This window comes from Bradyrhizobium sp. Ses1, from assembly GCF_059512365.1.
Genome location: NZ_JCAMOQ010000099.1, coordinates 1 through 11,538 on the forward strand (window position 1 = coordinate 1; position 11,538 = coordinate 11,538).

An 11,538-nucleotide genomic window follows, 5' to 3' on the forward strand; every position below is an offset into this window, starting at 1 on the left:
TGCGCCTATCACTGTCCATAAGGACAGTTCTCAACAACACGCCTCATTCGGCAAGGCGGCCTTCACCGGACGGATACCACTGTCCCGGCCTCAAATTAGTCTGACTACACCGACAATCGCAATCACACGATGATTACGCCCGCTACATCGCCGGCACCGCCTCTAGAATGACCTGCTGGTGACATGGGCGCGTATGTCGGCGCCGATGACCCTGCGCCGCCCCCGCTGCTGGCACTCTGCCGAAGTGGCGCTTGATAGACTTCCGGATTGGGATTGGTACGATATCTGCGCCCACCTGAAATGCAGCCATTGCGGCTCCGTGGGGTGGGTTGATCCCCGGCCGAACTGGTCGGAGGTCATCCATTACAACAAAGGCATTTCGGGGAGATAATCATGCTTCGATTGGCAATGCTTTTTTCTCTCGCTCTCACTACTGCGGCCACCGCTCAGACCAACCGAACCGAACTAAAGAAAGCAGACCTAACCGGCACCGACATGGAAGTGATTGTTGCCGTCGTGGAGGTGCCCCCAGGTAACAGCCTCGCCCGACACTCCCATAATGGCGAGGAGGCCGTCTATGTGCTAGAGGGCGCAACACTGCTGTTGCCGGATGGGAGCGAGAGACAATTCCCCGCCGGGGCAGCTGTCATCAATGTGCGCGACGTCCCACATGGCGGCTTCAAGGTGGGCGGCGACAAAGCACTCAAAATGCTAACGGTCCATATAGTCGATAAGGGTAAGCCACTCATGGTGCCTGCGAAATAGCTTCGACCAGAGAACGGCTGGGGTCGCTCATTCGATGTGCCGATTGCATTGCCGGACGGTGGGCGCCTGGTCGTTCTCCGCGACGCTTCACAAGCCTGCCAGGGAACCGGCGCGGCCTGTGGGAAGCTCAACTTCGCATTCGGAAATGCGATCCGGGCCACATCTAATTCCTCACAAACATGCCAAATCGAGGTAACCCACGCACTTCACCGAGCGGGTTCTACCGCCACCTCCGCCCCGAGCTCCACAAGGACAAGAAACCCGATGAACTCCGCGGACGACCTTCCTATCTCGGTCGGTCTAATTGCGTTGGCGGCATTGCTGACGATCGCCTTAATCGTGAATCTCGTTGCTGGGTCATGAGCGCTGGCGCAGCCGAGCGCAAGCCAACAGCTAGGAGCCGACGGGCGTCAGGGATGGCTGGTCCCGCCGTAGCCTTCCATGCGCAACGACCAAGCTTCCGCCTCCGCGCGGTCCGCGCGCTAATGCCCTTCTGGGCGGCTTCCCGGTCCGCCTGGGTGTGGATACAGGCGATACGATGGCGCGTGGATAAACGCGCCCTGCAACTAGCGCCGGCTGAGGTTCGCCAACACACTCTGAAAGGAGCCCGCCAGCGTGAACTGGCGGTTTTGAATTCATCCGACTCTTAGATTTTCAGCGGACGTCTTGCCCCTGTTGGTCATCTCTTCGTAGCTGACCTTGGTCCCCTCATTGAGACCGCTCAGCCCCGCTTTTTCAACGGCCGAGATGTGGACGAAGACATCCTTGCCGCCCTTGTCAGGTTGAATAAATCCATAACCTTTGGTTGCATTGAACCACTTCACAATACCCGTTGCCACGCCGGCACTCCATTTTTGAACCAATGGCGGTAATTTAGTGCGGCCCGACGGTTGAGGGCAAGAAAAAGCCGCCTGCACCCTGCCCCCTGACAGCTCGGTCCATGCCCGGGGCGAGCTGGTTTTCTCCGGCTCTGGGCCCCGTAGTCTCTTCGTCCGAGAACGAAGTTCTTCTTGCCCGTCGGCACGGCAAGCGAGGCCACGCGGAACAGTCCATTTGTGGAAACGTTGAATGGTCGCACGCAGGATCCACGTGCGTAGCGCCCCAGGCAGCTCGGTCCGGATTTGTCCCCTGGGCCGGGCTGCTTCCTTTTGGCCATCGAGTGTGTGCCATTTCATACACAAACCCCAATAGCGCCTTGTTAGGATGACGGTACTGGGATTTCAGGGCACCAGTGAGATGAACGCCGCCGGGACGCTATATTTCTAGCCCGGCGGCGCAATTTTGAACCCATCGAGGGCAGCGCGAGCGACCCGACGGAGACGAGAGAACCAAAGATCTTCAGCGCGAGCCGACCTGCTTATCGGTTGTCTTGGTTGGCAGCATTATAGGGACTGGCGGCGTCGTGCTGACAACGCGCACGCTTCCGTCTGAAGCCCGACTTTTGAGTGGCGGGAAAGCAGCCGCTCCGCTCCCTATGCTTCAAAGCTAATTGCCACTTTTTCCCACCCTTCGTGAGGCAGCTCACATCGCCTCGCTTGGGCATGTCGGAGAATGCCGGTAGCGGAGGGTCAAGCCATGGCTGAACCTGCGAAGCGAATACCGGACTGGTTAACAACCGACATCCTAATCATCGTCGTAGCGCTGACGGTTATCGGAGTCGGATTCTGGATCGCCCCCTAGCCGTGTGCCACGAGGAAATCGGCCACCCCGCATCGCCCTCGCCCCGCAAATCACCCCCGAAGACATTGTTGCCGATTGTCACCAACCGTGTGATCAGGATCGAGAGCGCTCGCCAGACCGCTAAAGCGATCAGGCGAACCGCGCGAGCCTTTAGCGCACCGCGCTCACTCGTCCTTGTAATCGACCCGATGGACTCTATCTTCAGTGCATGAACCTGACAGAAGTCCAAGACCAGGCAATACAAGCCCGCATGGCGCTGATCGTAGGCGCGAAGACGTTTGACCGGCTGTTCGCGGGCATTCACTTCGATGAGCTCGACGGCGACATCCTATTCGTCTACGCGAAGGATGAGGAGATCGCGGCTGAGGTGGAGGACAACTTCTCACTTCACATCCAGATCACGGCTTCTAAGATCTTGAAGCGCGAGGTCAACATCGTGATGGTCCTGCCGAAGCAGTTCGCTCACTGAATTCATGCTGTCGTAGCCGGCGCCTTTAGGGAACATCGTCTCCGCGCGTCCGGTCGCCACCGATTGAATGCGGCCGGTTCAAAAAGAACAACCGATTGCCTGTGGCCGCTTCGGCATATTGGTCGATAGCAACAATGATTGCCTGGACGTGGTGAAAGCACCACCCTTCCCGCGTCGCCAACTGACGCACCTCCGCAAGGGCCTTGAAGAAGGGAGGTTGCTCCGGACTGTCAGAGAAGTAGTTCACCACTTCCGGCCTCCTAACACCTTGCCGGCGGTCGGCCCTGGCAACCCCTTCCTGAGCCTGTCGCGCTCGGCGCAAAGCCCTTCGATCTTCGCGCGCATCCGCTGCAGGAGGATTTCGGCAGACGCGGTACAGATCCCTGCCCGTTGTAGCTTCAAAATGTCGTTTCGCTGACGCCCGACCTGGACGCGCATGTATTCGATTTGCCGACGGACGAACTCGAGATCCGGCATGGAGGCCCCTCTTGCGTGGAGCTCATCATTAGAACGAAACGGGAACATTCTTTCAAGTTACAAGTTGGGACCGGAGCGAGATTTTTGGAGGTTCATCATGGCCGACAACACCGAAAAGGACCCGAATGAGCGAGTTTCGGGACATGATCCAATGACCGGCGCGCAAGCGTCGTACCTCAGGACTCTTGCGGAGCAGGCACAGAGCCCGACCCGACGGAGAACGAGCTGACCAAGGCGGAAGCCTCCGAGCTGATCGATGAGCTACGGAAGAAAGCGGGGTTGGCACCGTAGCCCGCGGCATCCTTGAGCACCATGGGTGCCCATCGCGGTGGAAAAGGGGACTGCTCCCGCATTTGCGAATCCCTGCCCTGTGCTACCTCGCCGGAACGCAAGTTGAGCTCGCGGATTCGTTTGGCGCACCAGGAGCCTTCACATGCTGATGACAAGGGAACGGCGCACGCCGATCCGGACGCTGCGAGGATGGGCGATCTCTGTATTGCTGGAAGCCGGCGCCATCCGCGAATGCGAAGAGCACGGATGGATGCAGGACCGCGCCGATCCGCACGCCAGAGAACGGGCTTTCGACATCGCTCGTAAGAATCCGCCGGCCGGCGTTTCCTACCAGGCTGCGGCTGCCGCCATCGTTGAAGCGCTCGATTCGATCGGAGATACCTGCCCGGAGTGCCCGCCCTAGACTAGAAAACCGGGGATGGCGCTTTTCGCGCATTCGACCGATCGCCAACAAGGCTCCGGCGATGGTAGCCGCGGTGCTGCACGTCGTGACGGATTTTCTCGCTCACCGACCGCACTGCGCGTTTCTTCTTCCGCCAGTTGCCGCTCAAATGCAAAGGAACGGCGTGCCCCCGTGGAATAACCAGGAGATCGTTCCGGCCGTTCAAGTACACGTCGTACATGCCTATCCCCCCTTTTGGCGCGACCATAGACCGGCGCGCCGTCGGCTTGGTGACATGTCGGCAACAGCTGCTGCTATGGTGCGAGCCTTTCAAGCGGTCCTCCCTCGCGAGAGTCTCTGCAGCGCTTGGCGCGCTACGACTTCGAGCGAGCCCAGCGTCCTCTTCCCTTGCTGCGCAGCCCGCATCAGCTTCTTGGCGATGAACTTGCGGTGCTCATGAGAGCCACCGCTGTTGGGCAGGCCGCGGCAAGCGTGGTTCAGAACCACTTCCAGGTTGGCCATCATTCGCTCATCGAATTTCTGCATCGCAATCATCCGAGATGAACAGAGCAATCGTCGAGGAGGTGCAGCGCCGTATATGTCCTCCACCTAGAGACTTCGCTTCAACTGCCAGCATCGCCCGGCGATCCTGAGCAACCAGCACATCCGAGCCTTGTCCCCGTTTTCCACTGCTGGCAGGGGAAGCGACCTTGGCAACGGCTTCCTGTATGATTGCCACATGGCATCTGCGCATCAGCATCAGAATAGCGTCGAACCGCGACAACGTAAGATCATCCACATCGACATGGATGCGTTCTATGCTTCGGTTGAACAGCGGGACAATTCCGACTTGCGCGGCAAGCCGGTCGCCGTCGGCGGGTCCAAGGAGCGCGGTGTCGTCGCCGCTGCCAGCTATGACGCCCGCAAATTTGGCGTCCGATCAGCGATGCCATCGGTGACGGCGCGGCGGCTGTGTCCGGACCTGATCTTCGTCAAACCGCGCTTCGACGTCTACAAGGAAATCTCAAGACATATCCGCACGCTATTCGCCGAGCACACCGCGCTCATCGAACCACTATCGCTGGACGAGGCCTATCTGGACGTCACCGAGAACTTACTAAACATTCCCCTCGCGACGGAGATCGCAACCGCGATCAGGGCAAAGATTTTGAATGAGACCGGCCTAACCGCCTCCGCCGGCATCTCCTACAATAAATTCCTGGCGAAGCTCGCCTCCGACCACCGCAAGCCGAACGGCCAGTTCGTCATCACGCCGAAGATGGGACCTGCCTTCGTGGAACAGCTCCCCGTCGAGAAATTCCATGCATCGGTCCGGCGACACGCGCAAAGATGGACAGGCTTGGCATCTTTACCGGCCTTGACATGCGCAATCAGACGCTCGAATTCATGAACGCCAATTTCGGTAAGGCGGGCGCCTACTACTACTGGATCTCGCGCGGCGTCGACGAACGGCCCGTTCGAGCCAACCGGATCCGAAAGTCTGTCGGCGCGGAAAACACGTTCGCGATCGATCTAACCGACTTCGACACCATGGCGGCAGAGCTCGACCCGCTGATCAACAAGATTTGGCGGCACTGCGAGTCGACGGGCACCCGCGGGCGAACGGTGACGCTCAAAGTGAAGTTCGCCGACTTCGAGATCATCACGCGCAGCCGGTCCGTCTCTTCGGCGGTCGCGAACCGCAACGATCTTGCAGAACTCGCCACTAGCCTGCTGAAGGACAACATGCCCCTTCCGAAAGCGGTGCGCCTCCTGGGGGTCTCGCTGTCTTCCCTGCAAGGCGGGGACGACGCGAAGCCGCAACTGGATTTCGGGATTTGAACCGACTGGGGCATCCATCCACTCATCTATAGCTCAGTCGGTGCGGATGTCTGCTGTAGCCCTAAGAGGAGGCACTAAATCAGACCTCACAAGATGTTGGGGATGGGCCACTTCCGGACTCACGCATTGCAACAAGAAGCCTACGCGATCACCTCGTCTGCAGCGGCAAGCAGTGTTGGTGGAAAGGCAAGACCGAGCGTTCGGCTGCCTTGATAGTGGTGCGTACACATTCAATGCTGCAGAGATGCCAATCCGCAGGTGCCAGCGAGACGGGCTGACACCTTCCGTCAACATCCGGATTATTTACGCCGAGGCCTCGCCTCCAAGTTCCGGCCTCGTCGGTGCGGTGAGCGCCAGCGCCGCCACGGCATCCGCGATCCTTGGCGTGTCTGCATACGTCACCATATGACCGGCATTCTCGACCAGATCTAGCTCGGAATGGGGTAACGCCTGGTGCAGGCGGCGCGATTGGTCGGGCTCGATGAGCCGGTCATCCTTTCCATGCACGATCCTGACGGGACATCGGATGCCCTGATATTGAAGCGGCAACTGTGCGGCGGCTGGAAGAAGAAACGCGCTCTCTTCGGCTGCCGCCCTCAGTTGCTTGGGCCGGAGAGACAGTGAGATCGGAAATTCGTTCTTGAATTCCGGCGGAACGGCACGCGGCGCGAACAGCGTGCGAATAAGCTTCGGCATAAGGGCCCACGATGTGATCGGCGAGATGGTGTAGCGCATCAGATCGCCGAGCAGTGGCAGTGCCGGACCTGACATGAGCCAAAAGTCCATCCGAAAGGTCGGAAAGTAGTAGCCGGACGCGAGCACGAGCCCACTTACGGCATAGTCGCTTCGCAGCGCCAGCGCGATCGCCACCAGCGTTCCCCAGGAATGGCCCAGCACGACGGGATTGCGCACGCCAAGCTGGTCAAGAGCCTTTGCGAACAAGGTAGCTTGCGTTGTGGCTGTCCAGATGCGCATGCGGGGACGGTGGCTGTAGCCAAACCCTGGCCGGTCGAAGCAAACGACGCGGTAGCCGGGGGCTAGGCGGTCGACCAGACCGCTTAGGACGAGATCCTGAATCATGGTGCCATTCCCGTGGAACAGGACCACGCAAGGCGCGGCGGCATCGCCGCGTTCGACATAATGAAGGCGCACTCCGTCGCACTCGATGAAGGCGCCGATCGGCGGGTTCTTTCGCTCCGCTGCCACCTGAAACGCAATCTTGCCGAGGATTAGAACGATAAGCCCGGCCAAGACTATCAGCAGGACGGTTTCAGTTGTGGACATCGGGTCAATCCTTAGATGGTCCGCGCTGGCGGGTTACTTCGAATGGGTGGAGCAACCGCGACCTTGGCCAGCGCGCGGCGACCACTAAGGGGTCGCGTGCCCCAAGAACGGATACGCAGCCATCTGCTTCGAATACTTCCGGAAGGTGTCGATGCGCCTGCTTGTAAATTCTACAATGACGGCGAAAAATTCGAATGGCGACCTGATCGTCACAAGTCTCTGACCGAATTCAAAAGCAAGTTGCATGTCGGCTTGTGCCATTTCCAGAAAATTCGCTTGATAAGCCTGCAGGCTTGCCGTCACTAAAGAAAGATCAAATCCCTTTGTATTGTTGTCCCTCATCGTCTGACGGAAGCCATCTTGTGAGGCAGCCATCTGATTCTCAACGATGGGATTCTTTTGCTTTGACTCGTCATGACGCTTGCGCGATTCAGTCGAGCCTACGGCAACAGAGCGCAGAGGGTTGTCTTTCGGGCTTCTAACAACAGCCTGCTTGTTCCGTCGGGCCGGTACCGCTTTTCTAGGGTCGCGGGCGCGTTTTGACGCTATCGCTCGTTTACGGTTACTCATCTGAGGCTCCAAAGAATGGGTAGCTCGACCACAACGGTCATTTCTAAAACATGCCTTGCGGTGTAGCGTTCCTAACGCGGGATTATAGGACTTTCCCACGTGAACTTAGTTCAACGCCTAAGAGGCTGCCAACGAGGCGGCCTCATTCCTCCGGCTGGATGGTTGTGATCACGCGCGCCTCCTTCCATAGCTCTATGCGTCCACCCACTAACTGCTTCGCATGACGTTTGGCTGCCTCGTCGTCATCGCAGATAATCTCAACGTCCGGATGTAGTTGTCGTCCGCGGATCGCGTAGGTGTAACAGCTGAGTGGATGGGTTATGTGGGTGCCCTCAGTCCGGGCGACCGGAGCCACTCGTTTACGCCTGACGAGCTCTTCGGATAAGCCGTTCGCGCTTGACGCTGTGCGGAGTGCCTCGCGCCTCTTTTCGCAAGCGCTGAGCTTCGTCGATCAACCGCTGATCCAGGGATGTGGTTTGTTTGAAACGGCGGCGCTGCTGCATGGCGGCTCCTCGGTTCGGGGAGGGCGGGAGCGCAACCGGCGTTCTCATCACCGATAAATGCCACAAGACCGCGCGGTGACGGCTAAGAGTGTACTACTGCTTAAGCCTCGCGTGTGTCCACAAGTGCACAGACGTCATATTAGGCCATTGCCCAATTCCAAACTATGCCACTACGGCACAAGACGGTAAGAGCGGGGCGATCCGTCCAGTCGCTACTCGTCTGGTAGCCGGAGGACCGCAACACCTACGCGCGCGCTCGCCGCAACGCGGTCTCTAGGTGAGCCCTCTCCTTCTCCCAACGCGCTTCCTCAGCCTGCGCCTTTTCCTCGATAAGCTCGAGCTCAGCCTGAAGGTCAGCGGCGCTCTGTTCGTGCTTCCGCCGGGCTGCATCTAAGGCGTTTTGCGCGTTGTCGACGGCCTGCTGCCGTCGCTCGCGCTCCTTCCGCCGGGCAGCCTCTTCCTTTGCGCGTTCGCGCTCGCGGCGCTTCTGCTCCCTCTCGAAAGCGAGTGCGGCTTTCCGGTCGGCAGCCTCGTCTTCGGTTCGGTTTGGATGCTTCTGCGGCTTTCGGTTCGGCGACCTGCGGCCTGACTTCTTCGACCTGCCGTCGCGAGCGAGATCGGTCGGCAGTTCCGCGTGCTCCTTGAATGCTCCGCTGGAGCCGACAGGGCGCTTCAGAACGACGCCCGGCGCCGCCATGGTCGCGGCGATGACGTCGGGATCCTCGCTCTGCTTCGCCGCGCCCTGGTGGAAGAGATTGCTGTCGGCGCCCCAGGCCTCCAGAGCCGCCTTCATCGACGGCGCCGCGACCGCCAAGTCGAAGAAGCCCAGCGAGGTTTGGTACGTCTTCAGCGTCCGCGCCATCCGCGTGCTCTCCTGCGCGCCCGGTTAGATCACGACGTGGTCGAAATCCGTCGCAACCCGGCTGTTCGGGAACGTCATTGTCGCCTCAGCCAGAATTTCCTCATCGGTGTAGCGGCCAGAAATGTGGGTCAAGACGAGCAGCCTGACGTCGTTCTTGGCTGCGAGGGAGGCCGCCTCCGCCGCAGTGAGATGTCCGTAGTCCCGCGCGATGGCCGCATCGCGATCCAGAAAAGTGGCCTCGATCACGAGTACGTCGGCGCCGCGAACGTGCTCGGCCAAGCCAACAGTGGTTTCGGCATCCCCCACGATGACGACCTTCTTCTGCCCCTCCGGCGGCCCGAGGACGTCTTCGGGATCAATCGTCCTACCGTCCATCAGCGTCACCGGCCTTCCCTCCGCTAGCTCCTTCCGCACCGGGCCGTCCGGCACGCCGAGCGCGGCGAGGCGGTCCGGCCGAAGATGACGGCGGGCCGAGCTTTCAAAGGAAAATCCGAAGCTATCGGTGTCGCGGTGGCGTACCGGAAAGGAGTCGATCGCAAACTCGCCGGCGTCGATGACCTGGCCCGCCGTCAACGGAACGAGCTGCAGCGGAATAGGCGCCCTTCCCTCACCCCACAGGCCCGCGAGCATACGGACGACGACTTCGAGTGTGCCGGGACCACCGTGGATCGTTATGGCTTCGGTGCTCTGCCGCAATCGCAGGGTCGAAAAGAGACCAGGAATGCCGAGCACGTGGTCGAAATGGCCGTGGGTCAACAGGAGCCGGTCGAGCCTTCGAAAGCCGGCGCCGCCGCGCAGCAGCTGGCGCTGTGTCCCCTCTCCGCAATCGACCAGGATGCGATGATTTCCCGCCTCGACGAGAAGTGCCGGGTGGTTGCGTCCGGCCGACGGGACGCTTGCCGACGTCCCCAGGAAAGTGAGCGCGAACATTCTTGGCCTAGCGTCTCTCTTCTCGATGTGATTGGCCGAAAACGCTCACGCCCTCGTGCCAGGAGATCATTTCCGAGTCAGGCCAACTTTCGCTGTTGCCTGCTCGTTGGCTTCTTCGCGGTCGTCTCCTTCGCCTGTTTCTTGCCTTGGATCGGCATCAGCATTTCCTTCTGTCCGGCCGTCGCCTTCCGCGCCTTCTTGGCCGGCTTGGCAGCCCTCGCCGGCTCCGCTTCTTTGCCGACGCTGCGCCGCAACGCCTCCATCAGATCGACAACGTTCTCTCCGCGCGGTCGCTCCTTGGGGGTGATCGGCTTGCCGGCTCGCTTCTGGTTGATGAGATCGATCAAGGCCGTCTCGTACTGGTCCTCGAACTTGTCTGGCTCGAAACGGCCGCTCTTCTGGTTCACGATGTGCCTGGCCAGATCAAGCATGTCTTTCGTGACTTTGACGTCCTGGATCTCGTCGAAATACTCATCTTCGGAGCGGACTTCGTACGGATATCGCAGCAACGTCCCGACCAGGCCCCTGTCCAGCGGCTCGAGCGCGATGATGTGCTCGCGGTTCGTCAGCACCACCCGCCCAATCGCAACCTTGTTCATCTCGCGGATGGTCTCGCGGATTACCGCAAAGGCGTCGTGGCCGACCTTGCCATCCGGCCGGAGATAGTAAGGGCGGATCAAGTAGCGCGGGTCGATTTCTTCACGATCGACGAACTCGTCGATGTCTATGGTCCGGGTGGATTCGAGCGCCACCTCCTCGAGCTCTTCCTTCGACACCTCGATGAAGGTTTCTTTGTCGAGCATGTAGCCCTTGACGATGTCCTCGTTGGCGACCTCCTCGCCGGTGTCGGCGTCGACCTTCAGATACCTGATGCGGTGGCCGGTCTTTCGATTGAGCTGGTTGAACGAGATCTTCTCGCTCTCGGATGTGGCCGGGTACAGCGCCACCGGACAAGTCACGAGTGACAGACGCAGGAAGCCTTTCCAGTTGGCGCGGGGAGCCATGTACGCAGTACTCCGGTTTCGATGCGACTGGATTCAAGACGATCAAGGAAGGCTTGTTCCGACAATTCCCGCCCTTGCCGCTTCATTTTACTTTTAAAACCGCTGGCTGGCTTCAGGAAAACTGCGGCGTACCTTAAGGCTCGACGCGTCGATGGCATCTCCAGAGTCGGCGCCCGGTCGTTCTTCGCGACGCAGCGAGCTGCATCATCGCGCGACCAGCCGAGCAAGAAGATATCACATCCCGTGGCTGGCAAATACCTTTTGGCAGCTTTTGCTCAGCCTGGTCCTGTTCTGCTGCAAGCATTGTTGTACCGCAAAATCATTGTCCAATTGCTTTCTGCAAAAGCGCTGCGCATCTCGCCGGCAGGCCTGTTGTTCTTGTGGGGTGCCCATGTGGCCCTGTGCAAAAGATAGTGCAGTCTCGGCCAGCAAAATGGCCAGAACCAGGACAGCCGAACGCATAACGTTCTCCCTATGTT

General features: G+C 59.7%; 13 protein-coding genes and 2 pseudogenes. 5 read left to right on the forward strand and 10 right to left on the reverse strand.

What is annotated here, in order from left to right; all coding sequences use genetic code 11:
• Positions 1-393: 393 nt before the first annotated feature.
• On the forward strand, positions 394-765 hold the full coding sequence (locus tag AC5ZG5_RS44505; RefSeq protein ID WP_456647125.1) for a cupin domain-containing protein: 372 nt from the start codon (positions 394-396) through the stop codon (positions 763-765).
• Between the two features lie 635 nt (positions 766-1,400).
• On the opposite strand, the gene AC5ZG5_RS44510 is transcribed toward AC5ZG5_RS44505, so the two are convergent.
• Positions 1,401-1,604, reverse strand: a complete 204-nt coding sequence (locus AC5ZG5_RS44510; RefSeq protein ID WP_028165752.1) for a cold-shock protein — start codon at positions 1,602-1,604, stop codon at positions 1,401-1,403.
• A gap of 1,091 nt (positions 1,605-2,695) precedes the next feature.
• Here AC5ZG5_RS44510 and AC5ZG5_RS44515 point away from each other — a divergent pair.
• The gene (locus AC5ZG5_RS44515) at positions 2,696-2,914 is read left to right on the forward strand and encodes a hypothetical protein (RefSeq protein WP_349642721.1); all 219 of its coding nucleotides are present in this window, start codon (positions 2,696-2,698) and stop codon (positions 2,912-2,914) included.
• 25 nt (positions 2,915-2,939) lie between these two features.
• Here the strand turns inward: AC5ZG5_RS44515 and AC5ZG5_RS44520 are convergent, their stop codons facing one another.
• Both AC5ZG5_RS44520 and AC5ZG5_RS44525 read right to left on the reverse strand, forming a co-directional pair.
• Positions 2,940-3,164 (reverse strand): hypothetical protein, encoded by a 225-nt coding sequence (locus AC5ZG5_RS44520; protein ID WP_456647124.1) that lies wholly within the window; start codon positions 3,162-3,164, stop codon positions 2,940-2,942.
• Entirely contained in the window at positions 3,158-3,391 is a 234-nt protein-coding gene (locus tag AC5ZG5_RS44525) for a hypothetical protein (protein WP_456647123.1), read from the reverse strand. Before AC5ZG5_RS44525 ends, AC5ZG5_RS44520 begins: the two co-directional genes overlap by 7 nt.
• Before the next feature lie 97 nt (positions 3,392-3,488).
• On the opposite strand from AC5ZG5_RS44525, the pseudogene AC5ZG5_RS44530 reads away from it, so the two are divergent.
• Both AC5ZG5_RS44530 and AC5ZG5_RS44535 read left to right on the forward strand, forming a co-directional pair.
• Positions 3,489-3,682 (forward strand): annotated as a pseudogene (locus tag AC5ZG5_RS44530) (DUF3072 domain-containing protein).
• 142 nt (positions 3,683-3,824) lie between these two features.
• Entirely contained in the window at positions 3,825-4,085 is a 261-nt protein-coding gene (locus AC5ZG5_RS44535; protein WP_456647122.1) for a hypothetical protein, read from the forward strand.
• A 309-nt stretch (positions 4,086-4,394) separates the two neighbouring features.
• Here AC5ZG5_RS44535 and AC5ZG5_RS44540 read toward each other — a convergent pair whose 3' ends face one another.
• On the reverse strand, positions 4,395-4,610 hold the full coding sequence (locus tag AC5ZG5_RS44540; protein ID WP_456647121.1) for a hypothetical protein: 216 nt from the start codon (positions 4,608-4,610) through the stop codon (positions 4,395-4,397).
• Positions 4,611-4,803: 193 nt separating this feature from the next.
• Here AC5ZG5_RS44540 and dinB point away from each other — a divergent pair.
• Positions 4,804-5,906: pseudogene (dinB, locus tag AC5ZG5_RS44545) on the forward strand (DNA polymerase IV).
• Between the two features lie 303 nt (positions 5,907-6,209).
• On the opposite strand, the gene AC5ZG5_RS44550 reads toward dinB, so the two are convergent.
• The 6 genes from AC5ZG5_RS44550 to AC5ZG5_RS44575 form a co-directional block, all read right to left on the reverse strand.
• Positions 6,210-7,190 carry an alpha/beta fold hydrolase gene (locus AC5ZG5_RS44550; protein WP_496165543.1) on the reverse strand — a complete coding sequence of 327 codons (981 nt, stop codon included), beginning with the start codon at positions 7,188-7,190 and terminating at the stop codon, positions 6,210-6,212.
• An 84-nt stretch (positions 7,191-7,274) separates the two neighbouring features.
• The gene (locus AC5ZG5_RS44555; RefSeq protein WP_496165544.1) at positions 7,275-7,760 is read right to left on the reverse strand and encodes a phasin family protein; all 486 of its coding nucleotides are present in this window, start codon (positions 7,758-7,760) and stop codon (positions 7,275-7,277) included.
• A gap of 747 nt (positions 7,761-8,507) precedes the next feature.
• Entirely contained in the window at positions 8,508-9,125 is a 618-nt protein-coding gene (locus AC5ZG5_RS44560; protein ID WP_456647188.1) for a cell envelope biogenesis protein TolA, read from the reverse strand.
• Between the two features lie 24 nt (positions 9,126-9,149).
• Positions 9,150-10,055, reverse strand: a complete 906-nt coding sequence (locus AC5ZG5_RS44565; RefSeq protein WP_456647187.1) for a ribonuclease Z — start codon at positions 10,053-10,055, stop codon at positions 9,150-9,152.
• Positions 10,056-10,132: 77 nt separating this feature from the next.
• A complete protein-coding gene (ku, locus tag AC5ZG5_RS44570; RefSeq protein WP_456647186.1) occupies positions 10,133-11,059 on the reverse strand; it encodes a non-homologous end joining protein Ku in 927 nt (308 codons plus the stop codon).
• 234 nt (positions 11,060-11,293) lie between these two features.
• A complete protein-coding gene (locus tag AC5ZG5_RS44575) occupies positions 11,294-11,521 on the reverse strand; it encodes a hypothetical protein (protein WP_080664150.1) in 228 nt (75 codons plus the stop codon).
• Positions 11,522-11,538 lie beyond the last annotated feature (17 nt).